We start from the raw sequence: 26,268 nt of genomic DNA on the forward strand, positions 1-26,268 counted from the left end.
TCGTACCGCACGAAGGTCCCGGCGCGGGCGACGGCGTCGCGCCCGGACCGCTAGGCCGATCCTGCCCCTCGCGACGCGGCCGGGAACGGCAGGACCGCCACTGTTACGTTGTCGTGGCCGCCGCCGTCGAGGGCGTGGCCGACGAGCACCTGGGCGCTGTGCAGCGGCCGTTCGGCGGCGTCCGCGGGCACGGCCGCGGCCATCTCCTCGGCCGCCTCCGCGTAGTTCCACAGGCCGTCGGTGCACACCACCACTACACCCGCACGGTCCGGTTTGAAGGAAGCGGTGTGCGGCTCCAGTTCGTACGCGTCGGCGCCGAGCCAGCCCGTGATGGCGTGGGCGCGCTCGTCGGCGTACGCCTCGGCCTCGTTCATCAGGCCCGCGGCGACCATCTGGGCGGCCCAGGAGTCGTCCTCGGTGAGGCGGACGGCGGGGCCCGTGCGGTCGACGGGGACCCAGTAGACGCGGCTGTCGCCGACCCAGCCGACGACGAGGAGGCCGCCGGTGACGACGGCGCCGACCAGGGTGCAGGCGGGCGCGTTCTGGTGCGGGTGGTGCTCGCGGGCCGCGGCGGGCTCGTCCGCGAGGGCGTTGACGGCGTCGGCGGCGGCGACGATCGCGTCGTGCATGGCCTGCTGCGGATGGGTGCCGCGCGGCAGGGCCGCCCGCAGGGAGGCGTCGGCGGCGCGGGCCGCGGCCGCGGAGGCCTCGTCGGGGCGGGTCGCCGAGGAGACGCCGTCGCAGACGATCGCGACGACGGCGGGGGAGCCGTCGGGCAGGGCGGCCGTGGAGATCGCGAAGGCGTCCTCGTTGCGGTGGTGGCGCAGACCGCGGTCGCTGACGGCGGCGACCGCGTCGAGCTCCCGCTCCATGTGGTCGCGCTCGCGCGGCTGGGCGTGCCCGCAGTTCTCGCAGTAGCCGTCCGGTGCGACGCTGCCCGCGCGGCAGGCGACACAGACCTTGGTCCCCGCGGCGGGCTCCGCCGCGGGGGGCGCCGGGGCCCCGGCGCGCGGGTCGGGTGCGGGCAGCGGATAGTCGTCGGGCTCGGCCGCCTCGTCCCGGCCCGCGTGCCCGTCCCGCGCGTCGGCGCTCTCCCGTACGCGTACGTCGTCGGCGTCCTGGGTCTCGCTCGCGGCGATGTCGCCCCGGGCGCCGCGCGCGGCGTCGGGGGCGGCGGGCCACGCGTCGGGCCCGTCCGGGGGAGCCGCGGGGGGCGCCGCCGGGGGCTCGGGGGCGGTGCGGGGCAAGCCGTTGATCACCAGCGTGGGGCGGTCGTCCGGTGGCACCGGAGCCGCCGAGAGGTGGTAGCCGCACGCGCCGCAGTACAAGTCGCCCGTATCCAGGGGCCACTCGCAGCTGGGACACGTCGACAGGGCCGCCGGTTGGTGCATTTCCGACATCCTCACACCCACGTCCGGGGGCGGAAACGGTTTGCCCGCTCCACCAGTTCGATCCTCTCCTCGCCACCCTGGGCGAGCCGGGCGAGCGTCCGGTACGCGCGCTCCAGACCGAACCGGAGGCCGCGCTCGTCCAGATCGCTGCCGAGCAGTACGGTCCGCGCGTGCCGGTCGCCGGAGGCCGTCGACGGGGCGGAAGCGTGACCAGAGTGCCTACCGGAGAGTACCCAGTCGAGCGCGGTGCCGAGCACCTCGGTCGACAGGTGCTCCCTGCGCACCGCGTCGAGCCCGAAGCCCGCGAGGGCCTCCACCTGCCCGGCTGCGGCCGTCAGGTCGTCCAGGAAGCCCGCCCCCGGCCCCTGGGCCGTGTCGAACGTCATACGCCGTCGCAGCCGCGCCCGCACCGCGGCGACCCGGGCCGCCGTGTAGTGGATCGACGACTCCGGCACGGACTCCAGGGTCCGCACGGCGCCCGCGCGGTCGCCGGTGGCCAGCTGGACGCGGGCCAGGCCGAAGGCGGCGCTGACGTAGCTCGGGTCGGTGGTCCACACGAGGCGGTAGTACTCGGCGGCGTTGTCGAGCTGGCCGAGGACCTCGGCGCACAGGCCGAGGGCCAGCTTCGGCGCGGGCTCGCCGGGGAACGCGTCGTAGATCGCGTCGAAGGACAGGGCCGCGTTCTCGTGGTCGCCGGTGGCCAGGGCGGCGACGCCCCGGTACCAGACGACCCGCCAGTCGTCCGGGTAGTCCCGCTCCAGGTCCTCCAGGGCGTGCCCGGCCAGGGTGTGTTCGCCCAGAGTGAGGCGGACGCGGAGCTCGCGCAGACGGAGTTCGGCGGAGCGGGCGGGGGCCGCCTGGAGGGCGGCCAGGAGTTCGCCGCCGCCCGCGGAGTCCACGAGGCCCGCGAGGAAGCCGGCGTTGGGGTCGGCGGGGTCGACTCTGGGGACGGGCAGGGCCAGGGCCGCGGCGGGAGCGTCCAGGGGCTTCACGGGGACGGGCGCCGCTGCCGGGGCGCCGTTCTCCTCGGCGGGGACCCCGGCCGAACGGGCGTGGGGCACAGCGGGAACGGCAGTGGGCGCCGGGCCCGCGGCGCCAGCGGCGGCGGTGCGCGGGCCGAGGAGCGATACGTCGCCCTCCACCTCGCCGAACAGTTCCGTGTCCGTGACCTTCAGTTCCGGGCCGAACAAGGTGGAGAGGGCGGGGCGCGGGCGGCCGCTCTGGAGGGCCACCACCTCGCGGAGGACGCCCGTCAGCTGCTCGGCCATCTCCTGTGCCGAGGCGAAGCGGCGGGCCGGGTCGGGGTCGGTGGCCCGGACGAGCAGCCGGTAGAAGGACTCGTAGCGGCGGAAGACCTCGATGTGGTCGGGGTCGGGCAGCAGGTCCACGAAGACGCTGGTGTAGCCCTGGAAGTCGAAGGTGAGGACCGCGAGGGTGCGCGCCACCGTGTACAGGTCGGACGCCACGGAAGGGCCGACCTCCGCGACCTCCGGCGCCTGGTAGCCCACCGTGCCGTAGATCGCGGACTCGGTGTCGTCCATGCGGCGGACCGCGCCCATGTCGATCAGCTTGAGCTGGTCCTCGGTCTGGATGGCGTTGTCGACCTTGAAGTCGCAGTACAGCAGGTTGCGGCTGTGCAGATGGCCGAGGGCCTCCAGGGCCTCGATGCCGTACGCGCAGGCCTGCTCGACCGGCAGCGGGTCCCGCTTGCCGCCCGGGGTGCGGCGGCCGTTGGCGATCTCCTTGAGGGACTTGCCGCCCACGTACTCCATGACGATGTAGCCGTCCATGGAGCCCGTGCGCTGGTCCAGGTGCTCGACGAAGTTGTAGATCCGCACGATGTTGGCGTGCTCGATCTCGGCGAGGAAGCGGCGCTCGGCGATCGCGGCGGCCATGGCGTCCTGGTCGCCCGTGTCGAGCAGGCCCTTGAGGACCACCCAGCGGTCGGACACCGCGCGGTCCACCGCCAGGTACACCCAGCCGAGGCCGCCGTGCGCGAGGCAGCCCACGACCTCGTACTGGCCGTGCACGACGTCGCCCGGGTGCAGCTTGGGCACGAAGGAGTACGGGTGGCCGCACTTGGTGCAGAAGCCCTCCGTGCGCCCCGGCCGGTCGCCGCGCGCGCGGCCCACCGGGGCGCCGCAGTCGGAGCGCGAGCAGAACCGCTTGCGCTCGGGCACCTCGGGGTCGCGCTGCACCGCGCCGCGCGGGTCGGGGCGCGGCACCCCCGGCACGGCGACCAGGCCCATGCCGAGGCGGGCGCGGGCCGAGGAGCCGCTGGACGTGCCCGAGCTGCGCACGGAGACCGACCGCGACGACGTGCGTCCCGACAGGGAGCGCGACAGGCGGCCGGAGACCGAGCGGCGCGACGACTGGGAGCGCGAGGAGCGCGAACTGCCCCGCGTGGAGCGGGCGGAGGCGGACCGGCCCGAGGCGCCGGAGCCCTTGGCGCCGCCGGTGATGCCGGTCGCGGGCGAGCCCACCATGCCGTGCGGCGAGACGACCGGGGCGAGCCCGCAGGTGTCGCAGTACAGCTCGCCGCCGCCCACGTCCTCGTACGCGCCGGTGCAGCCGGGCCGCTGGCAGGGCCGCGGCCCCGCGGGCCCTCCGGCCGTGTGCTCGCTCATGCGTCCCCCCTCCGGTCGGCGGGCCCGCCCGGTTGCGGGACCCGCGGTGCCAGGGCCTCGGCGGCGGCCTGCTGGAAGCGCAGCACCGCCTGCTCGGCGACGCGCAGGTCGCACGGCGCGCTCCAGAGCATCCGCCGCGCGGTGTCGTACCGCTCGATGAGGAACGGGTCCTCGGCGAGGCCGTGCCGGGCGACCTTCGCCTTGTACGCGTCGAGGCGGCCGCGCAGCTCCGCGCGGACCGCGAGCGGCGCGGTGACGGCGGTCAGCGAGTCGCGGGCGCGCAGGAGTTCGTCCTCGGCCTTCCGCTCCAGGGACTCGAGGAGCGGCGAGAGCCGGTGCCACTGCGCGTTGCGGCGGTAGTCGGCGGCCATGGCCAGCTGCTCCTGGAGGGCCGTCGGCGGTCCGGAGACGGCGGGCACCTCGGACGCGGCGATCTTCGCGAGGACCTCGCCGCGCGCGGAGCGGGCCTCGGCGAGGGTGCGGTCCGCGCGCGACAGGAGGTCGCGCAGCTTGCCGAGCCGGGCCTCGGCGTCCTGGCGCACGGTGAGCACGGCGTCGATCTCGCGGCGCACGTCCTCCAGGGCGCGGGCCGCCGTGTCGTAGCGGTCGGTGTGCGGGCGGCCGCCGCCGGGGGCCGAACTGCCCGGCGCGGGCTGCCAGAACGCGAGGGGGTCGGACACCACCTGCTCGCGCAGCAGGGCCAGCTCCCGCGTGATGTCCTCCAGGTCGTCGCCCGAGGGGTGCTCGCCGGGGCGCACGCCCACGGAGTGCGCGAGCTGCCGGGTGCGCTGGAGTTCGGCGGCGAGCAGGTCGATGCGGGCGGGCAGCGCCGACCAGACGGCGTCCGCGGCGACGACCGTGTCCAGGGAGTGCGCGTACAGGTCGTTCATCCGCGCGACCAGCTCTTCGAGGGTGAACCGCTCGGTGAGCCTGGCGGGACCGGTGATCGAGGGGGCGGCGCCCGCCGCGGACCCGCCCGCGAGCGTGACGCTCTCGCCGCGAAGGAGCAGCGTCAGCTCCGTCAGGTCGTCACGGCTGGGCCAGCGCCTGCGCTCGCGCACCTCGCGGGCGGTGCGCAGGGCGCCCGCGTACGCGTCGAAGTACGTCCACAGGAGCGTGATCTGGCGCTCGGCGCCGAGCCACCGCTCCTGGGTGGTGCCGGTGAGCCGGGCGCCTTCGAGCAGACGGCGGCCGGCGTGGTCCTGGAGGGCGAGGAGCGAGGTCTCGATCGCCTCGTGTTCGGCGTCGAGGCGGGCAAGGGCACGGTCCACCTCGTCCCGGTCCATGACGGGGCCGGGGGGTCCCGCGACGCTCATCGATCACCTCTCCGCTCTGCGTTGCCAACTCTTGTGTGCCGTCGGTCCAGTTGTCGGGTCTCGCCGGGTCTCGTCGGGTCAGTCCTTGTACTTCGGCTTCGGCGGGCGGGCCGATGAGCCCAGGTCGTCGGCGAGCCAGGCGTCGTACGACTTCTTCCAGCCGTCCTTGCGGTAGTCCTCCAGGACGTCGTTCACCCGGCGGACCAGGTCGTCGGCGCCCTTCTTCATCGCCACGCCGTAGTACTCGGTGGTGAACGCCTTGCCCTTCAGCGCGACCGTCGGGTCCTGGGCGGCCTGGCCCGCGGCGAGCGCGCCGTCGGTGAGGACCGCGTCCACCTGGCCCAGCTGGAGCCGTACCAGGCAGTCGAGTTGGTTCGGCACCGTGGTCTTGATGTCGGCACCGAAGCTCTTCTCCTTGAGGGCGGCCTCCGCCGTGGAGCCCGCCGCCGAGCACACGCGCTTGCCCTTGAGGGTGTCGTTGTAGCCGGTGATGGTGGACGTCCTGGGGGCGAGCACCTGCTGGCCGGTCTCGAAGTAGGCCGTCGAGAAGTCGACCTGCTCGACGCGGGCGCAGTTGATGGTCATGGTGCGGACCACCATGTCGACCTGGCCGCTCTGGAGGGCGGGGATGCGCTGGTTGGTGGGGATCGCCCGGAACACCACCGCCTTCCGGTCGCCGAGCAGGCGTTCGGCGATCTCACGGGCGAGGTCGATGTCGAACCCCTCCAGCTCGCCCTTCTCCTTGTTCGGGTCGCGGTAACCCCAGCGGAAGCTGTTCTGGTCGACGCCCACGACGAGCTTCCTGACCTTGCGCTTCTTGATCGCTTCGAGCACCGGGCCGTCCTTGGGCGAGGGCCGCAGGCTGCGCTCCGGCTCCTCGCACTCCTCGTCGGCGCGCGCGGGCGCGGCCTGCGTGAGCTTCTCGGCGCCCCGCGAACCGGCCTTCCGCGCCGCGCTGTTGCCGCCGCCGTCGCTGAGCCGGGGCAGGACCAGGACCAGGGCGGTCGCCAGGAGGCAGGCGAGCGCCATCGTGGCCACGCCTCCCCAGCCGCGCAGCCGCGCCACGCCCCCGCCGTGCCACCGAGTCCCGTCACGTCGCGTACGCATCGTCCGCGTGCCTCCCTTCACCCCGTCACCCCTGCCCCGCTCACCGGTACTCCGACAGCCTGCGGCCGATGCCGAGCACCGCGCCCGCCGCGCCGAGGACCGCGAGCACGGCGGCGCCGACGGGCAGGCCCGTCATCGCGCCCTTGCCGTCCTGCGCGGCCTGCTGGAACTCGCGCTGCTCGTGCGCGAGCGCCGTGTCCAGGGCGCTGTCCACATTGTCGAAGGACTCGCCCGTCGACGTGCCCTTGGTGCTCTCGGAGCCGATGACCTTGTCGAGCGCGGCCTCGTAGGAGCCCGCGTCGTCGCTGGCGCGGGCCGACTTGTGCCGGGCCTTCCACTCGGTCACGTTGTCCGCCGCGGCCGCGACCGGGCGCTGCCCCGCGCCGTCGTCGGCCAGCCGGGCCGCCTGCGCGAGCAGCCCGGACCCGCCCGCGAGCCGCCGCATCTGCTCCTGGTAGGCGGTGTCGAACTTGTCCTTGCCGTCCTCGGTCGTCTCCGCGCCCCTGCTGACCAGGGTCAGGTTCTCGTTGCCCCGCGCCTTGAGGGAGCTGATCCGGGCGTCGTTGAGGACGGTCAGGGACCGTACGCCGTCGTCGTACGAGGTGCTGAGGCCGGAGCGGGCCACGGTGTGGCCGACGACGAGCCACAGCAGGACGACGGCGGCGGCCGTGCTGGCGGCGAGGAGGCCCGCGTTGAACACCCGGTTCGTGCGCCGGTAGTTGCGGCGCTGGGCCCACACGAGCGCGGCCAGGGCGAGGGCGCCGAGGGCCAGCGAGGCCCACGGGTAGGGCTCGGCGTCGGCGTAGTCGTCGTCCAGGCGCTGGTTCTCGGCCTTGTAGAGCTTCTCCGCGGCGGGGAGCATGCGGGTCTGCATGGTGTCGTTGGCGTACCGCAGATAGGCGCCGCCGAGGGGCAGGCCCTGGCGGTTGTTGGCGCGGGCCCGCTCGATCAGGGACGTGTACCGGGGCAGCAGCTTGTTGAGCGCGCTGATCGCCGCGGCCGACGAGCCGTTGCCGCCGGTGCCCGCGTTCGCCGCGGCCGTGGCCAGCTTCTCGCTGGCCCGCTCGATGTCCCGCTGGTAGCGCTCCCTTATGTTCGCGGGCTCCTGGCCGCCGCCCAGGAAGCCGGTCGACGCGGCCGTGTTGGCGTCCGCGAGGGAGCGGTAGATCGCGGCGGCGTCCGCGCTCAGCGGCTGGCTGCGGTGCAGCACGCGGTCCGCGGCGTCCGCGCGCGACGTCGTCTCCCAGGTGGTGACCGCGCCGAACGCCAGGACCAGGGCGGCGAGGACCGCGCCGATGACGCGGAGCCTGCCCGGCTCCGTGGTGGCCGCCTTGCGCAGGCGCTTGACGCCCTCCGCCCAGGCGGGCTCCCGCGCGGGGGCCTTGGGCGGCGGCTTCGGCAGAGCCGCGGGCTGCGCGGCGGGCTGCGCCGCGGGCGGTGCCTCGGGTGCTGCTGGCGGGTGTGTCACCTGGGCCTCGACCTCCCCCTTGGTCATCGGACGTGGCACCGCCGTCTCTTCCTGGGCCCCGGGCCTCGGGCGGGAAGTGGTGCTCGGCCGCAAGTATCGCCGTCGGGGCGGGGATCCGCACGGGGCTTGCCTCGATCTTGTGCGGATTGCGGTGGGCCGCGCACTTTGGAACACGCGCTCGACCGCGCTCCGGTTCCCTTCCGCACCGCCGCCGCGGCGGGATCTCTCCCACCGCCCCCACCCGTGACACCCGACGAGCCGGTCGGGCCCCGACCTGGCGGCCTGCGCGCCGTCGTTCGGCGGTCAGTCGAACGACGGCGTGCGGCGGGGCCAACCAGCCCGTCCGGCGTTTGAGGACAAGCGCGGTAGCGCGGTGCTTTGAGCCGGGGTCAGAAGGCGTAGTGGTCGCGGAGGCGGGCGTAGGCGGAGGGCGGGGCGGCCGTGGTGTCCAGGGCGAGGAGGGCTGCGCCCAGGACGGGGGGTTCGGTGACCACGCGGGGCACGGCCTTGGGCGCGCGCTCGGCGAGCAGGGAGCGTACGCCGTCGTCCAGGAGACGGTGGCGCGCGGCCAGCACGCTGCCGCCCAGGAGCACGGGCGCCTCCTCCTCCAGGAGGCCGAGGCGGGCGAGCGCCACCGCGGCCATGGCGACGATCTCCTCCGCCATCCGCTCCACCAGCGCCCGCGCGACCGCGTCACCCGCGGCGGCCGTGGCGAAGAGCACGGGCGTCAGCTCGTGCTGGCGCACCGCCTCGACGTGGCCCAGGTGCAGCGCCTCGATGAGCGCGTACATGGAGTCGAGCCCGAAGTGCGCGGGCAGGTCCCGCATCAGCGCGGTGGGCCCGCCGCGCCCGTCCTCGGCGCGGGCGGCGTGCCACAGGGCCTCCTGGGCGAGCCCGCCGCCCCCGCCCCAGTCACCGGAGATCTTGCCGATGGCGGGGAAGCGGGCGGTGCGCCCGTCGGGCAGCATGCCCACGCAGTTGACGCCCGCGCCGCACACCACGGCGACGCCGCGCGGCTCCGCGTCCTCCAGGAGGCCCGCGCGCAGCACCGCGAAGGTGTCGTTGCGCACGTCGACGGTCCCGCCCCAGCCGCGGCGGCGCAGCGCGTCGGCGAGCTCCCGCTCCTCGACCGGGAGGTCGGCGTTGGCCAGGCAGGCCGAGACGTGGCCGACGGACGTCAGGCCCGCTTCCCGCAGGGCCCGGCCCACGGCGTCCGCGAGGACGTCCACGGCCGTCTCGACGCCGTCCTGCGGGGGCCGGAATCCGCCGCCGCGGGCCGTGCCGACGACGCTGCCGTCGGCCGCGACCACCGCGACGTCGGTCTTGCTGTTGCCCGCGTCGATGGCGAGCACGGGACTCAGGCCCACGCCAGGTGCTCCCGGTTGTGCGCGACGAGCTTGTCGGTGAGCTGCTCCGCGTACGCGTACTGGCCGACCAGCGGGTGGGCGAGCAGCGCCTTGAAGACGCGGTCGCGGCCGCCGTGCAGGGCCGCGTGCAGCGCCAGGTCCTCGTACGCCGTGACGCTCGCGACCAGGCCGGAGAAGAGCGGGTCGAGCGACGGGACGGCCAGCGGCGTGGCGCCGTCCTTGCCGACGGAGGCCTGGACCTCGATGACCGCGTCGTCGGGGAGGAAGGGGAGCGTGCCGTTGTTGTAGGTGTTGACCACCTGGTACGGGCTGCCGCCCGCCCGTCTCCCGCCGCCACCCTCAACGGAGGGCCCTTCGGGCCCGCTGCTGGTCTCGCCGAGGAGGGACGCCGCGAGGTCCACGGCCGCCTCCGAGTAGAAGGCGCCGCCGCGCTTGGCGAGCAGCTCCGGCTTCTCGTCCAGGGCCGGGTCGCCGTACATCGCCAGCAACTGCCGTTCCATCTCGGCGACTTCGGCCGCCCGGGAGGGCTTGGTGGCCAGCTCCCGCACGACCTCGTCGTGCTGGTAGTAGTAGCGCAGGTAGTAGGAGGGGACGACGCCGAGGCGGTCCACCAGGGTCTGCGGCATGCGCAGGTCGGCTGCGACGGCCTCGCCGTGCTCGGCGAGGAGGCCCGGCAGGACGTTCTCGCCCTCGGGGCCGCCGAGCCGGACGCCGAGCTCCCAGGTCAGATGGTTCAGGCCCACGTGGTCCAGGTGCACCCGCGCCGGGTCCACGCCCAGGTGCGCGGCGAACTTCCGCTGGAAGCCGATCGCCACGTTGCACAGGCCGACGGCCTTGTGCCCGGCCTGGAGCAGCGCGCGGGTGACGATGCCGACCGGGTTGGTGAAGTCGATGATCCAGGCGTTCGGGTTGGTGCGGCGCACGCGCTCGGCGATGTCCAGGACCACCGGGACGGTGCGCAGCGCCTTGGCCAGGCCGCCCGCTCCGGTCGTCTCCTGGCCGACGCAGCCGCACTCCAGGGGCCAGGTCTCGTCCTGCTGGCGGGCGGCCTGGCCGCCGACGCGCAGCTGGAGCAGGACCGCGTCGGCGTCGGCGACGCCCGCGTCCACGTCGGACGTGGTGACGATCCGGCCCGGGTGGCCCTGCTTGGCGAAGATGCGCCGGGCGAGGCCGCCGACGAGTTCGAGGCGCTCCGCCGCCGGGTCGACGAGGACGAGCTCCTCGATCGGCAGGGTGTCCCTCAACCGCGCGAAGCCGTCGATGAGTTCGGGTGTGTAGGTCGAGCCTCCGCCGACCACTGCGAGCTTCATTGCTGAATCAGCCCTTTACTCCGGTGAGGGTGACGCCTTCCACGAAGGCCTTTTGTGCGAAGAAGAAGATGACAATGACCGGAGCCATGACCAGCAGGGTCGCTGCCATGGTCATGTTCCAGTTCACCATGTGGGCGCTCTTGAAGGACTCCAGGCCGTAGCTCAGCGTCCACGAGCCCGGGTCCTGCGCCGCGTAGATCTGCGGGCCGAAGTAGTCGTTCCAGCAGTAGAAGAACTGGAAGAGCGCGATGGCCGCGATGCCCGGCTTGGCCATCGGCACGATGATCGTGAGGAGCGTCCTGAACTCGCCGCAGCCGTCGACGCGCGCCGACTCGATGTACTCCTTGGGGATGGTCAGGAGGAACTGGCGGAGCAGGAAGATCGAGTACGCGTCGCCGAACGCCATCGGGATGATCAGCGGCCACAGCGTGCCGGACAGATGGAACTGCTGGGCCCACACCAGGTACATCGGGATCACGATGACCTGCGGCGGCAGCATCATCGTGGAGATGACGAGCAGCATCGCGGTGCGGCGGCCGCGGAAGCGGAACTTGGCGAGCGCGTACGCGACGGGGATCGCCGAGCACACGGTGAAGAGCGTGCCGAGGCCCGCGTACAGCAGGGAGTTGCGCCACCAGGTGAGGAAGCCGTCGGTCTCGAAGACGGCCTTGTAGTTCTCCCAGTGCCAGGAGGACGGCCACAGGTCGCCGCTCATCGCCTGGGAGTCGCTCATCACGGACGTCAGGAAGACGAAGACGAACGGCAGGAGGAAGAGCAGCGCGACGGCGATCGCCACGCTGTGCACGGCTATCCAGTGCAGGATCCGCTTGCGGCGGGCGCGGGCGGCCGCCGGGTCGCGCCGCCCCGCGGGGGCGGCGGCCTTCGAGGGCGCGGGCGCGCTGAGTGTCGTGGAAGTCATGGGGATCAGTCCTCCGCCGAGAGCAGGCCCGAGCGCTTGCGCATGAGCAGCAGGGTCGCGGCCATGGCGATGGCGAAGAGCACGAGCGAGAGCACGCACGCGGCGCCGGTGTTGAAGTTCTGGAAGCCCATCGAGTAGACGAGCTGCGGGACCGTGAGCGTGGAGTGGTCGGGGTAGCCGGGCTGGATCACCGAGCCGGGCCCGATGTTGACGCCGGAGGCGATCTTCCCGGCGACCAGGGCCTGCGTGTAGTACTGCATGGTCTGCACGACCCCGGTGACCACGGCGAACATCACGATCGGCGTGATCGACGGCCAGGTGACGTAGCGGAACTTCGCCCAGGAGCCCGCGCCGTCGAGCTCCGCGGCCTCGTACTGCTCCTTGGGGACGTCGAGCAGCGCCGCCATGAAGATCACCATGAGGTCGCCGATGCCCCACAGGGAGAGCATCACGAGCGACGGCTTGGCCCAGTTCGGGTCGTTGAACCAGGTGGGCGCGTCGATGCCGGCCCTGGACAGGATCTCGTTGACCGGTCCCGTGCCCGGATTGAGCAGGAAGACGAAGGCGACCGTGGCCGCCACCGGCGGGGCCAGATAGGGGATGTAGAACGCGGTGCGGAAGAACCCGACCCCGCTCTTGATCTTCGTCACGAGCAGCCCGAGCGAGAGCCCGAAGAGCACGCGCAGGGCCACCATCACGACGACCAGCCACAGCGTGTTCCACAGGGCGGGCCCGAAGAGCGGCATCTGCTCGAACACGTACCGCCAGTTCCGCAGGCCCACGAACGTGGGCTCCTTGATCTGGTTGTAGTGCATGAACGAGAAGTAGACGGTGGCGATCAGCGGGTACGCGAAGAAGACGCTGAAGCCGATCAGCCAGGGGGAGAGGAAGCCGAGCACGCGCAGTCTGCGGCGCGTCGGGGGTGAGAGTGTTGCCATGGCGGGGCCCTCCTCAGTTCTCTGACTGGAGGTTGTCGGCGTCGATCTGGTCGTCGAGTTTCTTCAGGCCCCCGCGCAGGTTCTTCTCGCGGCCCGCCTCGACCCCGTACGAGAAGTCCCCGAACGAGTTGACGTAGGAGTTGCCGTTGGTGGTCGGGGGCAGGGCCTGGCTGTGCTCGCTCTGCAGGATCTTGAAGAAGGTGCGGAACGTCGGATCGGCGTCCAGCTTCGGCGACTTGAGGGCCGCGAACGTCGAGGGCACGTTGTGGATGGCGTTGGCGAGGTTCACGACCTGGCCGGTGTCGGCGGTCAGGAAGCGCACCAGCTCCCAGGCCGCGTTCTGGTGCTTGCTGCTGTGCGCGATGCCCGCGACGGTGCCCGTGATGAAGCCGCGGCCGTAGGTGTCGGCCTGGTCGTCGGGCACCGGGAGGGGCGCGACGTCCCAGGTGAACTTCGCCTTGGCGTCCTTCAGCATCAGGCCGCGCCACTCGCCGTCCAGGAGCATGGCGAGCTTCTGGGTGAGGAAGGCGTTCTGGCTGGACATCTCGTCGCCGAAGGTCAGACGGAACTTCTCCAGGGCTTCGAAGCCGCCCTGCGCGTCGATCAAGGCGTTCGTCGTCTTGAAGTAGTCGTAGGAGGCAGGCTCCTTCGCCAGCCGCGACTTGCCGTGGGCGTCGAAGTAGCGCGGGCCCCACTGCGCGAAGAGGCGGTCCGGGCTGCCCTGGTACAGGCGGAAGTTGGGCATGTAGCCGACCCGCTCGTACGAGTCCTTGCCGCTGCGCACGGTCAGCTTCTTCGCCACGGCCTTCAGCTCGGACATGGTGCGCGGCGGGTGCTCGATGCCCGCCTTCTCGAAGAGGTCCTTGTTGTAGTACATGCCGAACGCGTCCGCGAGGAGCGGCAGCGCGCACTGGGTGCCCTCGTAGCTCGTGTAGTCGAGGAGGGTCTTGGGGAACGTCTTCTTCTTGTCGAGGCCGGTCTTCTTCATGAAGGGGTCGAGGTCGACCCACATGCCGGAGTCGCAGTACTGGCCGACGTTGTTGGTGGTGAAGGAGACCACCACGTCGGGGGCCTCGCCGCCGCCCGCCCTGAGGGCCTGGTTGATGGTGGCGTCGGTGACGTTGCCGGTCGCCTTCACATCGATGTTCGGGTGCAGCTTCTCGAACCGCTCGATGCTCTCGTTGATCGCCTTGACCTCGCCGGGCGCCGACCAGCCGTGCCAGAACTTGAGCGTCACGGGCTTGGTCGGATCGTCGTCGTCGCTGCCGGTGCTCGGGTTGGCGCAGCCGGACAGGAGCAGTCCGGCGGCGGCGAGCACGACCGGCACGCGTGCGCGTATGCGCCATCGCGGCATGGCGGACTTCCTTTGCGGGAGGGGGAGGGGGCGGGGGCGGACGGGGGAATGCGGGTCCGGCGCGGCTCAGGCCGTGTCGAAGAGGGTGTCGCGGGCCTGGGTGAGGGCCGTGCGCAGGGCGCCGGTGAGGATCGGGTCGCCGTCGAGCTCGCTGATGCGCAGCAGGGGGCGGGGCAGCGCGAGGCCGGTCAGCTCGGCCTCGACGCGCAGGCGCAGCTCCTCGCCGCCCGCCTGCGGCACCTGCCCGGACAGGACGACCAGCTCGGGGTCGACCACCGCCACGACCGCGGCGAGGGCGGTGGCGATGTGACCGGCCAGCTCGTCGCGCACGGCGGGGTCGGCGAGGGCGTCGGCGAGCGGCTTGCCCCCCGCCCGCCTGCGGACCACGGAGCCGGAGACGAGGCTCTCGAAGCCGCCCCGGTAGGAGCCGGGCGTCGACTCGGGGCCGCGCAGCAGCGGGGCGCCCGGCACCGGCATGTAGCCGATCTCGCCCGCGCCGCCGGTCGCGCCGCGCAGCAGGGTGCCGCCGAGGACGATCGCGGCGCCCACGCCCTCGTCGAGCCAGGCGAGCACGAAGTCGTCGTGGTCCTGGGCCGCGCCCTCGTACTGCTCGGCGATGGCGGCGAGGTTCACGTCGTTCTCGATGGTGACCGGGGTGCCGAGCACCTCGGCGAGCTCGGCGCGCAGGGTGCGCGAGTGCCAGCCGGGCAGGTGCGGGGCGTAGCGGAGCCGGCCGTCGTGCGGGTCGATGGCGCCGGGCGTGCCGATGACGGTGGCGCACAGGTCGTCGTGGTCGAGCCCGGCCTGGGCGAGCGCCCCGTCCACGGCCTCGACGACGAGCTGGGCGGTGCGGTGGCGCACGTCCTCGGCGATGGCGTCGGCCTCGATGCGGAAGCGGCCCACCTCATGCCCGGTGATGTCGGCGACCAGGGCGGTCAGCCCGGTGGGGTCGGCGGACAGGGCGGCGACGCTGCCGACGCCCGGGTCGATCTCGTACAGGACGGCGTTGGGGCCGGGGCGGCCGCTCTGGCGGCCGGTGGTGCGGACCAGGCCCGCGCTCTCCAGGCGGCTGAGCAGCTGCGAGGTGGTGGGCTTGGACAGGCCGGTGAGCTCGCCGATGCGGGTGCGGGTGAGCGGCCCGTGGGCGGCGAGCAGGTCGAGCGCGGCGCGGTCGTTCATGGCGCGGAGCACGCGGGGCGTGCCCGGAACGCCGGGCGACCCGTTGGAGGGGGTGGTTCCGGCCATCGCTGACGACACCTGCCCTTCGGCTGCCCGCCCCCCTACGTCACTGTTAGGAAGGCTTCCTATTGGTTGCGAGGAACGTAAGCCGCCGTGAAGGGCCCGTCAAGAGTGGGCGGCGCGGGGGCAACCAAGTCGTTACCTGCGGAAGATCCACCGGGGCGCACGCACCGGCCGCGGACGCCGAAGGGGGCGCCCGGGTGGTGCCGGGCGCCCCCAAGGGCGGATGAGAAAGGTGTCCGAAAACAGCCCGAGGGGCTCCCGCGGTGGAGCCCGACGGCTACTTCGACAGGTTCGGCGGGGGCGGTATCGGCGAGGCCGTCATCGACTGCGGGGACGTCGTCGAGGCGTACGCGGACGGCGCCGCCACGCCCGCCGTCGGGTCGGCGGCGGGCCCCTCCTCCAGCGGCAGCGGCAGGCCGCCCACGATGCGGATGCCCTCCTCGTCGAAGGCCCGCTTGATGCGCCAGCGCAGCTCGCGCTCCACGCCGAGCGACTTGCCGGGCATCGTCTTCGCCGAGACCCGCACCACCATCTGGTCGAGCAGCACGCTGTCCAGGCCGAGCACCTCGACCGGGCCCCACAGCTGCTCGTTCCAGGGCTCGTCCTTGCCGATCCGCTCGCCGACCTCGCCGAGCACCCGCTTGACCTTGTCCAGGTCCTCGTCCGAGCGCACGGTCACGTCGACCCCGGCGGTCGACCAGCCCTGGGAGAGGTTGCCGATGCGCTTGACCTCGCCGTTGCGCACGTACCAGATCTCACCGGCGTCGCCGCGCAGCTTGGTGACGCGCAGGCCCACCTCGACGACCTCGCCGGAGGCCACCCCGGCGTCGATGGAGTCGCCCACGCCGTACTGGTCCTCCAGGATCATGAAGACGCCGGAGAGGAAGTCGGTGACCAGGTTGCGCGCGCCGAAGCCGATGGCGACACCCGCCACACCGGCCGAGGCGAGCAGCGGCGCGAGGTTGATCTCGAAGGCGCTGAGCACCATCAGCGCGGCCGTGCCCAGGATCAGGAACGACGCCACCGAGCGCAGCACGGACCCGATGGCCTGCGACCGCTGCCGCCGCCGCTCCACATTGACCAGGAGCCCGCCGAGCGCGGTGCCGTCCACGGCCTGCGCCGTGCGGTTCATCCGGTCTATGAACTTGGTGATGGTGCGCCGTACGAGCACTCTGAGGACCATCGCGATCACGACGATCAGCAGGATGCGGAGCCCGATGGCGAGCCACGTCGACCAGTTCTCCTCGACCCAGCTCGCGGCGTTCTGAGCGCTCTCGTGCGCGTCGTCGAGCGTGACGGGCTTCGGCGTCTTCGTCGGGTCCGGGTCCGTCCCGGCGGCCGAGAGCACGGACAGGAACACGGCGGGTACCTCCAGGCATAGCGGTCTGCCCAGGAGATGCGCCGGGCAGACCCACCACACTAACGGGGCATTGTGTGGGGATCGTTGTCATGTTCGAAGGCGGCCGGGTGATCACCCGGTGACCAGCGGCAGCTCAGCCGTGGGAACACGTGTCATCAGCGGTGCCGGAGGGATGTGGTTGAAAACACTTCAAGGCCGTTACCGGGACATGGTGGCGCTACGACCAGGCATGAGGGGAAACTGGTGCACAGATCGTCCCGGCGCGAGCCACGCGCCGCCGGCGTACAAGGAGGCCTCCGTGCCGCATGTCCTGGTCCTCAACGCGTCGTACGAGCCCCTTGGCGTCGTACCGCTCCGCCGCGCGCTCATCCTCGTCCTGGAGAACAAGGCACTCTGCCTCGAGGAGTCCGGCGCCTTCATGCACAGCGCGACCCGCACCATCCCCGCACCCAGCGTGGTCCGGCTCAAGCGGTTCGTGCGGGTCCCTTACCGGGGGCCCGTTCCTCTGACGCGACGTGCGCTGTTCGCCCGTGACGGCGGCCGGTGCATGTACTGCGGTGGCGTCGCAACCAGCGTCGACCACGTCATTCCGCGCAGCCGCGGCGGCCAGCACGCCTGGGACAACGTGGTGGCGTCCTGCCGCCGCTGCAACCACGTGAAGGCCGACCGGCACCTGATGGAGCTCGGCTGGCGCCTGCGCCACAAGCCAGCCCCGCCCACAGGTCTCGCCTGGCGCATCATCGGCACCGGGCATAGGGACCCGCGCTGGCTGCCGTACCTGCAGCCGTTCGGCGCGGACGACGCGATGGCCCGGATCGACGGCATCTCCGCCTAGGGGATCGGATCGGTTCGGGCCTTTGTCGTAGCCGCGACGACGCACGGCCAGGATGTGCGGCGTCGCGGCTACGACAGCATCGCGGCCACGGCCACGGCCACCTGCACGGAGCATGAGCACGGGCCGGGCCCCCGGGCTCAGTCCGCCACCCCCCGCTCGGCCACGGCGTAGGCCTCCACCGACCACAGCGAGTAGCCGAAGCGCGTCGCCCGCCGGTCGCCCTGCACCCGGACGAAGCGGGTGCCCGGCGCGTCCATGCGCACCGACTCGCGCCCGCCGCGCCCGTCCCGCACGGTGGCGGCCGTGCGCCAGGTCCTGCCGTCGGCCGACGTCTGGATCCGGTACGCGGCGGCGTACGCGTCCTGCCAGCGCAGCACCACCTGGCCGAGCCGCACCGGACCGGCCAGCTCCAGCTGCCACCAGGCGCCGTCCTCGGGCGGGGAGGACCAGCGGGTGGCGGCGTCGCCGTCGAGGGCGGCCGAGGCCGGGAAGCGCGCCGTCTCGTCGCCCGACGACGACGCCCGCGCCCCGCGCGCCAGGTCCGGGCCGCCGGTGCGGGGATAGGCCCGCACCGCCACCGTCCGCGTCCCGCCCGCGAAGGACACCGGGATCTCGTACGTCCCCGCGCGCGTGCCCGCCGGGACGCTCACGTCGAGCGGCACCTCCACCCGGGTGCCGCGCGGCAGCGCCGTCGCCTCCGGGACGCGCACCCGGATGCCCCCGGGCGCCCGCGCCTCAAGGCGCCCGTACACGGGGCCGGGCCGGCGCGGGAGCAGCCGCGCCGTCACCCGCGCGGGGGCACCGCCGATCTCCGCGTCGGCCTCGGCGCGGGCCAGCGTCAGCCGGGCCGCGGGGCCGTCGGCGAACCAGGGCGCCAGGTGCAAGACCGTTCCGCCGGACGCGGTGACCCGCACGGCGTCGGCGCTCAGGCCCGGCTCCGGGCGGGCCTCGGTGAACCCGGAGGCGGAGAGCCCGGCGAGGCGGCGCCAGCCCGCGCCCGGCACGTGGGCCTCCAGCGCGCCCCGGGTGCCGGGGTCCGTCAGGGCCGTCACGGCGGCCAGTGCCCGGGCCCGGCCCCAGCGGGACTCGGGCCCGTCCGCCGCGTGCGCCCCGTCGAGCCCCGCCCACCGCCGGTACGCCCGCTCGACGCGGTCCAGGAACGGGTCAAGGACGCCCGCGCCGACCGTCACGCCGCCGGTCCGCAGCTCCGCGCGGAGCCCGTGCAGGGCCCGGGCCGCGCGCCAGGCCGTGGCGCCGTCGTCGCGGGCGGTCGCCGACAGCAGGGCGACGGCCGTCTCGCCCGCCGCGCCGTAGCGCGCCAGCTGCGCGGCCCAGGGCGCCACGTCGCGCCCCACCTCCGTCCCCGCGAGGTGCCCGGGCGCCGCGCGCATGACGGCGAAGGCGGACCGCAGCTCCTGTGCCGCGGCCTCGGCGCGGCCCTGCTCGGGCGTCGCGCGAGCCGCCCAGAACGCCCGCAGCAGGGGCCGCAGATACGCCGACTCCTCGGCACCGAGGACGGACGAGGCGTCGTTGCCCGCGAGGGCCCGCAGCGCGCCGCGCGCCCGCACGTCGCCGCCCGCCAGGTCGTCGATCGCCGCGAGCCAGGACGCGTGGGGCCGGTAGCCGCGCGGGTTCCAGGCGTAGTCGGCGGCCGTGAACAGCGGGATGCGGGACGCGACGGGCTGCTCCATGGCGTTGCCGAGCAGGCCCGCCGAGCCCTGCGCCACGGCGGGCTCGCGGCCCGTGTAGGGGCCGAGGAAGACGCGGTCCCGGGCGAAGTCGTTCACCGGGTAGTTGTCCATCGTGACGAGCGGATGCGCGCCGAACGCCGCGCGCGCGTCCGCCAGTTCACGACCCGTGATGGTGCGCGGCACGACGCCCACGCCCGTCCACGCCACCTCCACCCCGCCGTCCAGGTGCCGCGCCAGGGCATCGCGGTACGCGGTCGAGCCGTCCTGGAAGTACTCGGTCGGCATCAGGGACAGCGGCCGCGCCCCGGGGTGCCGGGCGGCGAGGTGGCGCGACAGGGCGTTGGCGACCCGCGCCTGCGCCCGGGCCGCGGCGCGGGGGCCCGCACCGAAGGCCTCCGCGTCCTCGGCGCAGTGCCACTCGCTGTAGCTCACGTCCTGGAACTGGAGCTGGAAGGCGCGGAAGCCCAGCGCCCACATGGCGTCCACCTTGCGGGCGAGGTCCCGCACGTCCCGGTCCGACGACAGGCACATGCCCTGGCCGGGGGCGACCGCCCAGGCGAGCGTCACGTGGTTGCGGGCGGCCCGCTCGGCGAGCGCGCGGAACGCGGCGCGCTGTGCCGCCGGGTACGGCTCGCGCCAGCGGGCCTGGCGGTACAGGTCGTCGCCCGGCGCGTACAGATACCGGTTCTGCTTCGTCCGGCCCATGAAGTCCAGCTGGGCCAGGCGCTGTTCGCGCGTCCACGGCGTGCCGTAGAAGCCCTCCGTCAGGCCGCGCACCGGGGCCGCGGGCCAGTCGCGGACGCGGACGCCGGGGATCAGCCGGGCCTGGACGTCCGTCAGTTGCCGCAGCGTCTGCGCCGCGTGGAAGAGGCCGTCCGGGCCGACGCCGTCCAGGGCCACCGTGCCCTGGCCCGCGACCTCGCCCACGGCGAGGCGGTAGCCGCCCGGGGGCAGGCCGGCGCGGGGCCGGGCGCCGAGCGCGCGCAGTGCCTCGGCCGCGCCGGTGCCGCCCGCGCGGACCACCAGGTGCGTGCCGGGCGGTGGCGGGGTGCCGTCGCGCACCTCCGTGAACCGCCGTGCGCCCGCGTCCCGCAGCAGGCCGCGCAGGACGTCCAGGGCGTGCGGGTCGGCGTCCCCGTCGGTGACCAGGACGACCGCGTCGCCGACGGGGACCGGGGCGGTGGCCGTGGGCTCCAGGTCGTGGGGGCGGGGCCACACCTGTGGGGGCTCGGCGGAGGTCCGCTCCGCGTCCGTACGGGGGCCGCCCGGGGGCGGTGGGGTGGCGAGGGCCGGTTCCGTGAGGGCGGTGGTGGTGCCCAGGGTGCTCGCGATGACGGCTGCGGCGATGGCGGCCGCGCCCTTCCTGCCCCGCAGTCGCACGGCCCCCTCCTCGTCACTGTCGTCGCACGAACGGTCACGTAGAGCACTGAGCCCACCATTGCCGCGGGGCGGGTGTCAACGCGGGGGAGGATCCAGCCCGTCCGGCGTTCGAGGACGAGGCGCGGGGCGCCGATGGAACGGGGGCGCGGGGGAGCCCCTGGATCGCGAAGGGGCGGGTTCGGGGAAGCCCCCGGCGGGGTCGCTGTGACCAGCGTCACCTTCGCGGGTCGTTTGCGTCTGTGGTGCGGCGCAGTGGGTATGCCCCCGGGAACCGAAGCCCGCGAAATCCCTCGCGCATCCACGCCCACCCGCGAAACAAGGAGCGTCCCGTGCCCCCTTCGGCGAATCTTCTCCCGTCCGGCCTCCCCCTGGAGGTCTCGCACCCGGACTCAGGACTCGACGGCTCCTGCTCCTGCGGCTGCCTGGAGCCGCCCCTGACCAGCGAGCCCCCGCTCGCCGACGCCGCGCCGCTGACCAGTGAGCCACCGCTCACCGACGCCGCGCCCCTCACCAGCGAGCCGACCTCCACGGGCACGGCCGCGGGCCTGGACCCGGCCGGGATCTAGGGCGCGGGGTGACCCTGGCCCGGCTCGCCGCCCTGTACGGCGTGGCCGCCTCGTACTCCCCGTCCCCGGGCCGCACGGTCCAGGCCTCCGACGCGGCGCTCGTCGCCGCGCTCGCCGCACTCGACGTCGACGCGAGCACGCCGGACGCGGTGGGCGCAGCCCTCGCGGAGCGCGAACGGGCCCTGCGGGAAAGGCTGTTGCCCCCGACCGTGGTCCTCTGGCGCACGGCGGAGGAGATACCGGAGGAAGGGCCCGCCCCGGAGCCCCTGCGCGCGCTGCCCGCCCGCACCCGCCTCCACCTCCGCACCGAACAGGGCGACACCCTCACCTGGGACGCCCCGTCGCCGCCCCCGCCCCTGCCGCTGGGCGCCCACCGGCTGCGCGCCACCACCCCGGACGGCGCCGTCGCCGAGGCGCACCTCCTCGTCGCCCCGAGCCGCGCGCCCGAGCCGCGCGCGCGGGCGTACGGCTTCCTCGTCCAGCTGTACTCGCTGCTGAGCCGCCGCTCCTGGGGCATGGGCGACCTGGGGGACCTGGCGGAGCTCGCCGCCTGGGCGGGCCGCTCGGTGGGCGCGGGCTTCGTCCAGGTGAACCCGTTGCACGCGGCGGTGCCCGCGCCGCCCGGCGGCGCCGGCGACCCCTCGCCGTACCGGCCGTCCTCGCGCCGCTTCCCCGACCCCGTGCACGTACGGGTGGAGGACGTCCCGGAGTTCGCCCGGCTGCGCGGCGCCGCGCGGCAGCGGGCGAGCGCCCTGCTCGAACGCGGCGACGGGCTGCGGCGCGCGGTGCTGCGGGACGGGTGCCTCATCGACCGCGACGCGGTGTGGGCGGCCAAGGCCGAGGCGCTCGAACTGGCCGCGCGGGTGCCGCTCGGCCCCGGCCGCTGCGCCGCGTACAGCGACTTCCTCGCCGAGCGCGGCGAGGCCCTGGAGGCGCACGCCACCTGGTGCGCGCTCGCCGAGCGGCACGGACCCGACTGGCACGCCTGGCCCGCGCCCCTGCGCGACCCGGACAGTCGCGAAACCGCCCGCGCCCGCGCCGAGTTGATGGACCGCGTCGACTTCCACGAGCGCCTCGCCTGGTACGTCGACGAGCAACTGGCCGCGGCGCAGCGGGCCGCGCGGGACGCGGGCATGGGCATCGGCCTCGTCCACGACCTGGCGGTCGGCGTGCACCCGGACGGCGCCGACGCCTGGGCGCAGCGGCGCTGCTTCGCGGCGGGCATGTCGACGGGCGCGCCCCCGGACGCCTTCAACGCCCGCGGCCAGGACTGGAACCTGCCCCCGTGGCGGCCCGACCGGCTCGCGGAATCCGGATACGCGCCGTTCCGCGAGCTCCTGCGCGCGGCGCTGCGGCACGCGGGCGCGGTGCGCATCGACCATGTGATGGGCCTGTTCCGGCTGTGGTGGGTGCCCGCGGGCCGCCCGCCCACGGAGGGCACGTACGTGCGCTACGACGCCGAGGCGATGCTCGCCGCCCTCGTCCTGGAGGCGCACCGCGCGGACGCGCTCGTCATCGGCGAGGACCTCGGCACCGTCGAGCCGGGCGTGCGCGAGGCGCTGCGCGAGCGCGGGGTGCTCGGCACGTCGGTGCTCTGGTTCGAGCGGGACTGGGCCACCGAAGGGCCCGGGGGGTCGGGCAAGGCGCTGCCGCCCGGGGAGTGGCGCGCGGACTGCCTCGCCACCGCCACCACCCACGACCTGCCGCCCACGGCGGCCCGCGTCACCGGCGAGCACGTCACGCTCCGCCACGACCTGGGCCTGCTGACCCGGCCGCTGGCCGCCGAGCGCGCCGAGGCCGCGGCCGAGGTGCGCGAATGGCTGGCGCTCGCCGCCCGGCTCGGGTTGCTGCGCGGCGGCGCCGGGCACGAGGAGGACGAGGTGCGCGCGGTGCACCGGCTGCTGCTCGCGACCCCGGCCCGGCTGATCGGGGTCTGGCTGCCGGACGGGGTCGGGGACCGCCGCCCGCAGAACCTGCCGGGCACCCTGGACGCGTATCCGAACTGGCGGCTGCCCATCGCCGACGCCGCCGGGCGGCCGGTGTCCCTGGAGGACCTGACGAAGTCGCCCCGGCTGCACGCGCTGCTCGACGTCTTCCGGGAGTTCCGGGGTGCCCGCGCCGGCGGGGCCTGCCGGGGCCCGGGCGCGGTCCCCTGATGGCACCCCGGGCGCGCGGCCCGCGGAGCCGTTCGCTAGTTTGGCATCGTGGACAAGAAGAACGCCCTGCGCGCCGGTGCCGTTGCCACCGGTACGACGCTGATGATGCTGCTCATGTCGTCCCCCGCGCTCGCGCTCACCCGCGACGACGGCGACGACCCGGCTCCCAAGCTGAGCGTGGCGGAGACGCTCGGGCTGTACGTGGCGGCACCGATCGTCCTCTTCCTGGTGATCGCGGGCCTGGTCATGGTGGGTGACAAGTCCCGCAAGCAGCAGAAGCAGGGCTGATCCGCCCCCTTTTCTGACGTCGAGGGCGCCCCTCGGCGGCGTGCACGTACCGCGTGTACGCCGCCGGAGGGCGCCCTCGTGCGTGTTCAGGCGGGTGCGGCGCCCGCGAGCAGCTTCCTGAGCAGGTCGGCGAGCCGGGCCGTCTCCTCCTCGTCGAGCCCGGCGGCGCCGAGCGCCGCGCGCTGCGCCTCCAGACCGGCCACGACGGCCCGGTCGACGAGCTCGCGCCCCGCGTCGGTCAGCGTGACCTGGAGTCCGCGCCGGTCGTTCGGATCGGGCGAGCGGCGCAGCAGGCCCGCCCGCTCCAGCTTGTCGAGGCGCCCCGTCATGCCGCCGGTGGTCAGCATCAGCGTGGCGGAGAGCTGCCGGGGCGAGAGCGTGTACGGCTCGCCGTGCCGGCGCAGCGTGGCGATGACGTCGAACTCGCCCCGGGTGGTGCCGACTTCGCGGTAGGCCTTCTCGACGCGGTCGCCGACCGCCTGCGCCACGCGGTACACGCGGCCGTAGATCTCCATGGGGGTCGTCTCCAGTTCGGGCCTGACCGAGGCCCACTGATCGATGATCGCGTCGACGGCGTCGGCGTCGACGTGCGCAGTGTCCGGGGAGTGCATGGGGGAAGTATCGGCCCCCGCTCCAGAAGCTTGCAAGTAAGCAGATTCAAGCTAAGTGAATTTTCGCTAAGTGGGTTGACGTTAAGTAGCTTGCGGCTAAGCTAATCACCACCAAGCTTCCACTCCGGCCTGTCGGGCCGCCGAGAGAGGTGTGCCATGAACCGCGCCGCCACGATCCTGCTCACCGCCTACGCCCCCATCACCTGGGGCTCCACCTACGCCGTCACCACGGAGTTCCTGCCGGCGGACCGGCCCCTGTTCACGGCCATGATGCGGGCGCTGCCCGCCGGACTCCTGCTGCTCCTGCTGGCCAGACGGCTGCCGAAGGGGGTGTGGTGGGGGAAGGCGGCGGTCCTCGGTGCGCTGAACATCGGGGCCTTCTTCCCCCTCCTGTTCCTCTCCGCCTACCGCCTGCCCGGTGGCATGGCCGCCGTCGTCGGCTCCGTCGGGCCGCTGTTCGTCGCCGGGCTCTCGGCGCTCGTCCTCAGCGAGCGCCCGACCGTCCGCACGCTGCTCACCGGGATCGCGGCCGCGTTCGGCGTCAGTCTCGTCGTCCTCAAGGCCGCCGGGAGCCTGGACGCGATCGGTCTGCTCGCGGCGGTGGCGTCCACGGCGTCGATGTCCACGGGCACCGTGCTGACCAAGCGCTGGGGCCGCCCCGAGGGCGTGGGCCCGCTGGCCCTGACGAGCTGGCAGCTGACCATGGGCGGCCTGCTCATCGCGCCGCTCGCCTTCTTCGTCGAGGGCGCGCCGCCCGCGCTCGACGGCCGGAACATCGCGGGCTACGTGTACCTGTCCATCGCCGGTACGGCCGTCGCCTACTGGCTGTGGTTCCGCGGCTTCAGCCGCCTCAGCGCGACGCAGGTCAGCCTGCTCGGACCGCTCTCGCCCCTGACGGCGGCGGTCATCGGCTGGGCGGCGCTCGGCCAGTCGCTGACGGCGGTGCAGGTGGCGGGCATGGCGCTCGCGTTCGCGGCGACGCTGTTCGGTCAGCTCAAGCCCCGCGAGAAGGCGCAGTCGGCCGGGGCGCGCACGGTGGCGGGGACGCCCGCCGTCGCCGGATCGTTCAGCCCGGCTTCAAAGAACGGTCGGAAAGATTCGATGGACCTGAGCGGTTCGGCGGTGCGACGGTAGCCCGGCAAGCGAACGCACCCACCGCCCCGGACCCGGGGAGAGAGGCGAGGGATACCAGTGGCGACGACCCTGGACCGGACCGTCGAGCCGAGCGCGAAGGACGCGGAGGACGCGGAGGACGCGAAGGGTGCGGAGGACGCAGGGGCTGCGAAGGACGCGAGGGACGCGGAGGACGCGGAGGACGTGGGGGACGCGGAGGACGTGGAGGACGCGGAGGATGCAGGGGCTGCGAGGGACACGGGAAGCGCGCGGGCCGACCGGGCCGACCAGGGCGACTGGTCGGCCCGGTCGGCCGTTGTCGGGGGCCTCGGCGCCGGGCTCGGGCTCGCGCTGCTCGCGACCGTGGTCTGGTCGGGCAGCTTCGTCACGTCCCGCGCCCTCGCCGACAGCGTGCCGCCCGTCCAGCACGCCTTCTGGCGCTGGCTGATCGCCGTCGCGGCGGTCGCGCCCTTCGCGCTCCGCCGGACCTGGCGCCGACGGGCCGTCCTGCGCCGCCACTTCGGCTACCTCCTCGCCGCCTCCTTCCTCGGCGTCGCCCTCTACAACACCCTGGTCAACCAGGCGGGCGTCACCACCACCGCGGGCAACATGGGCATGATCATGGCCGCGTCGCCGGTGCTGATGGCCTGCTACGAACGCCTCGGCGGGGCCCGGCTCGGCGCCCGCCGCACCACCGGCATGCTGATCGCCTGCGCCGGGGTGCTGCTCCTGGTCAGCAAGGGCTCCCTCGCCCTCGACCTCGCCCCCGGCGACCTGTGGGTGATCGGCGGCGCCCTCGCCTTCGGCTCTTACAGCGCGCTGCTGCGGCGCAGGCCCCCGGAGCTCGGCGGCCTGCCCTTCCTCTTCGCGACGTTCGTGCTCGGCGCGCTGATGCTGCTGCCCGCGTACGCCGTCAGCCTCACGGTCCAGGGCGGCTTCACCCCGACACCGGACACGGTGACGCCGCTGCTCTACGTGGGCGTCGTCTCCTCGGCCGTCGCCTTCTTCGCCTGGAACAAGGCCATCGCCCTGATCGGCGCGGCCCGCGCCGGAGTCGTCTACTACCTCCAGCCCGCCTGTGTGGCCCTGCTGTCCTTCGCCCTGCTCGGCGAGGGGATGAGCCTGCCGAGGGCGGCGTGCATGGGCCTGATCCTCGGCGGGGTGGTGCTCGGCTCGACGGCGGGCCGCGGGCGGGGAGGGCGCGCCCGCCTGACTGTACGGGCGCGCCC

19 protein-coding genes and 1 pseudogene are annotated in these 26,268 nt (G+C 74.1%); 6 read left to right on the forward strand and 14 right to left on the reverse strand.

Features of this window, described 5'->3' with window-relative positions:
* Positions 1 to 50: 50 nt before the first annotated feature.
* The 12 genes from AC5WAM_RS26295 to AC5WAM_RS26350 form a co-directional block, all read right to left on the reverse strand.
* On the reverse strand, positions 51 to 1,400 hold the full coding sequence (locus AC5WAM_RS26295; protein ID WP_495518991.1) for a PP2C family protein-serine/threonine phosphatase: 1,350 nt from the start codon (positions 1,398 to 1,400) through the stop codon (positions 51 to 53).
* Between the two features lie 2 nt (positions 1,401 to 1,402).
* Positions 1,403 to 4,018 (reverse strand): serine/threonine-protein kinase, encoded by a 2,616-nt coding sequence (locus AC5WAM_RS26300; protein WP_495518992.1) that lies wholly within the window; start codon positions 4,016 to 4,018, stop codon positions 1,403 to 1,405.
* Complete coding sequence (locus AC5WAM_RS26305; RefSeq protein ID WP_366790403.1) at positions 4,015 to 5,334, reverse strand: coiled-coil domain-containing protein; 1,320 nt, start codon at positions 5,332 to 5,334, stop codon at positions 4,015 to 4,017. Before AC5WAM_RS26305 ends, AC5WAM_RS26300 begins: the two co-directional genes overlap by 4 nt.
* Positions 5,335 to 5,412: 78 nt before the next feature.
* A complete protein-coding gene (locus tag AC5WAM_RS26310; protein WP_495518993.1) occupies positions 5,413 to 6,441 on the reverse strand; it encodes a glutamate ABC transporter substrate-binding protein in 1,029 nt (342 codons plus the stop codon).
* 40 nt (positions 6,442 to 6,481) lie between these two features.
* Positions 6,482 to 7,936, reverse strand: coding sequence for a GlnX family signal transduction membrane protein (locus tag AC5WAM_RS26315; protein WP_366790405.1), 1,455 nt, complete (start codon positions 7,934 to 7,936; stop codon positions 6,482 to 6,484).
* 362 nt (positions 7,937 to 8,298) lie between these two features.
* The gene (locus AC5WAM_RS26320) at positions 8,299 to 9,276 is read right to left on the reverse strand and encodes an N-acetylglucosamine kinase (protein ID WP_366790406.1); all 978 of its coding nucleotides are present in this window, start codon (positions 9,274 to 9,276) and stop codon (positions 8,299 to 8,301) included.
* Complete coding sequence (locus AC5WAM_RS26325) at positions 9,267 to 10,586, reverse strand: 6-phospho-beta-glucosidase (protein WP_366790407.1); 1,320 nt, start codon at positions 10,584 to 10,586, stop codon at positions 9,267 to 9,269. The genes AC5WAM_RS26320 and AC5WAM_RS26325 overlap by 10 nt, the downstream gene beginning before the upstream one ends.
* Before the next feature lie 7 nt (positions 10,587 to 10,593).
* Positions 10,594 to 11,505 carry a carbohydrate ABC transporter permease gene (locus AC5WAM_RS26330; RefSeq protein ID WP_366790408.1) on the reverse strand — a complete coding sequence of 304 codons (912 nt, stop codon included), beginning with the start codon at positions 11,503 to 11,505 and terminating at the stop codon, positions 10,594 to 10,596.
* Between the two features lie 5 nt (positions 11,506 to 11,510).
* Positions 11,511 to 12,443: a carbohydrate ABC transporter permease gene (locus AC5WAM_RS26335; protein ID WP_366790409.1), complete on the reverse strand. Its 933-nt coding sequence runs from the start codon at positions 12,441 to 12,443 to the stop codon at positions 11,511 to 11,513.
* 13 nt (positions 12,444 to 12,456) lie between these two features.
* Positions 12,457 to 13,797, reverse strand: coding sequence for an ABC transporter substrate-binding protein (locus AC5WAM_RS26340; protein WP_495518994.1), 1,341 nt, complete (start codon positions 13,795 to 13,797; stop codon positions 12,457 to 12,459).
* Positions 13,798 to 13,863: 66 nt separating this feature from the next.
* Entirely contained in the window at positions 13,864 to 15,042 is a 1,179-nt protein-coding gene (locus AC5WAM_RS26345; RefSeq protein ID WP_366790411.1) for an ROK family transcriptional regulator, read from the reverse strand.
* A gap of 274 nt (positions 15,043 to 15,316) precedes the next feature.
* Positions 15,317 to 16,399 carry a mechanosensitive ion channel family protein gene (locus AC5WAM_RS26350; RefSeq protein WP_366790412.1) on the reverse strand — a complete coding sequence of 361 codons (1,083 nt, stop codon included), beginning with the start codon at positions 16,397 to 16,399 and terminating at the stop codon, positions 15,317 to 15,319.
* Positions 16,400 to 16,697: 298 nt separating this feature from the next.
* Here AC5WAM_RS26350 and AC5WAM_RS26355 point away from each other — a divergent pair, with 298 nt between their 5' ends.
* Positions 16,698 to 17,234, forward strand: a complete 537-nt coding sequence (locus tag AC5WAM_RS26355) for an HNH endonuclease (protein WP_366790413.1) — start codon at positions 16,698 to 16,700, stop codon at positions 17,232 to 17,234.
* A gap of 137 nt (positions 17,235 to 17,371) precedes the next feature.
* Here the strand turns inward: AC5WAM_RS26355 and AC5WAM_RS26360 are convergent, their stop codons facing one another.
* A complete protein-coding gene (locus AC5WAM_RS26360) occupies positions 17,372 to 20,305 on the reverse strand; it encodes a beta-N-acetylglucosaminidase domain-containing protein (RefSeq protein WP_495518995.1) in 2,934 nt (977 codons plus the stop codon).
* Positions 20,306 to 20,634: 329 nt separating this feature from the next.
* Between AC5WAM_RS26360 and AC5WAM_RS26365 the strand changes: the two genes are divergently transcribed.
* From AC5WAM_RS26365 to AC5WAM_RS26375, 3 genes are read left to right on the forward strand one after another with little or no spacing between them, the layout of a single operon-like run.
* On the forward strand, positions 20,635 to 20,871 hold the full coding sequence (locus AC5WAM_RS26365; RefSeq protein ID WP_150511176.1) for a hypothetical protein: 237 nt from the start codon (positions 20,635 to 20,637) through the stop codon (positions 20,869 to 20,871).
* 8 nt (positions 20,872 to 20,879) lie between these two features.
* On the forward strand, positions 20,880 to 23,027 hold the full coding sequence (gene malQ, locus AC5WAM_RS26370; protein WP_495518996.1) for a 4-alpha-glucanotransferase: 2,148 nt from the start codon (positions 20,880 to 20,882) through the stop codon (positions 23,025 to 23,027).
* A 48-nt stretch (positions 23,028 to 23,075) separates the two neighbouring features.
* Positions 23,076 to 23,315 (forward strand): hypothetical protein, encoded by a 240-nt coding sequence (locus AC5WAM_RS26375; protein ID WP_138959772.1) that lies wholly within the window; start codon positions 23,076 to 23,078, stop codon positions 23,313 to 23,315.
* 86 nt (positions 23,316 to 23,401) lie between these two features.
* On the opposite strand, the gene AC5WAM_RS26380 is transcribed toward AC5WAM_RS26375, so the two are convergent.
* Positions 23,402 to 23,926, reverse strand: coding sequence for a MarR family winged helix-turn-helix transcriptional regulator (locus AC5WAM_RS26380; protein WP_366790416.1), 525 nt, complete (start codon positions 23,924 to 23,926; stop codon positions 23,402 to 23,404).
* A 156-nt stretch (positions 23,927 to 24,082) separates the two neighbouring features.
* Between AC5WAM_RS26380 and AC5WAM_RS26385 the strand changes: the two genes are divergently transcribed.
* Both AC5WAM_RS26385 and AC5WAM_RS26390 read left to right on the forward strand, forming a co-directional pair.
* Positions 24,083 to 25,060, forward strand: a complete 978-nt coding sequence (locus AC5WAM_RS26385; RefSeq protein WP_495518997.1) for an EamA family transporter — start codon at positions 24,083 to 24,085, stop codon at positions 25,058 to 25,060.
* A 217-nt stretch (positions 25,061 to 25,277) separates the two neighbouring features.
* Positions 25,278 to 26,227: pseudogene (locus tag AC5WAM_RS26390) on the forward strand (DMT family transporter); the annotation flags it as partial.
* Between the last annotated feature and the right edge of the window lie 41 nt (positions 26,228 to 26,268).

The sequence above is a fragment of the Streptomyces sp. JLYT201 genome, from assembly GCF_059448825.1.

Excerpts from the sequence above, each read along its gene's own strand:
- AC5WAM_RS26300 (WP_495518992.1), bottom strand. The coding sequence starts at position 4,018 with ATGAGCGAGCACACGGCCGGAGGGCCCGCGGGGCCGCGGCCCTGCCAG.
- AC5WAM_RS26310 (WP_495518993.1), bottom strand. The coding sequence starts at position 6,441 with ATGCGTACGCGACGTGACGGGACTCGGTGGCACGGCGGGGGCGTGGCG.
- AC5WAM_RS26340 (WP_495518994.1), bottom strand. The coding sequence starts at position 13,797 with ATGCCGCGATGGCGCATACGCGCACGCGTGCCGGTCGTGCTCGCCGCC.
- AC5WAM_RS26305 (WP_366790403.1), bottom strand. The coding sequence starts at position 5,334 with ATGAGCGTCGCGGGACCCCCCGGCCCCGTCATGGACCGGGACGAGGTG.
- AC5WAM_RS26295 (WP_495518991.1), bottom strand. The coding sequence starts at position 1,400 with ATGTCGGAAATGCACCAACCGGCGGCCCTGTCGACGTGTCCCAGCTGC.
- AC5WAM_RS26335 (WP_366790409.1), bottom strand. The coding sequence starts at position 12,443 with ATGGCAACACTCTCACCCCCGACGCGCCGCAGACTGCGCGTGCTCGGC.
- AC5WAM_RS26380 (WP_366790416.1), bottom strand. The coding sequence starts at position 23,926 with ATGCACTCCCCGGACACTGCGCACGTCGACGCCGACGCCGTCGACGCG.
- AC5WAM_RS26315 (WP_366790405.1), bottom strand. The coding sequence starts at position 7,936 with ATGACCAAGGGGGAGGTCGAGGCCCAGGTGACACACCCGCCAGCAGCA.
- AC5WAM_RS26330 (WP_366790408.1), bottom strand. The coding sequence starts at position 11,505 with ATGACTTCCACGACACTCAGCGCGCCCGCGCCCTCGAAGGCCGCCGCC.
- AC5WAM_RS26345 (WP_366790411.1), bottom strand. The coding sequence starts at position 15,042 with ATGGCCGGAACCACCCCCTCCAACGGGTCGCCCGGCGTTCCGGGCACG.
- AC5WAM_RS26325 (WP_366790407.1), bottom strand. The coding sequence starts at position 10,586 with ATGAAGCTCGCAGTGGTCGGCGGAGGCTCGACCTACACACCCGAACTC.
- AC5WAM_RS26385 (WP_495518997.1), top strand. The coding sequence starts at position 24,083 with ATGAACCGCGCCGCCACGATCCTGCTCACCGCCTACGCCCCCATCACC.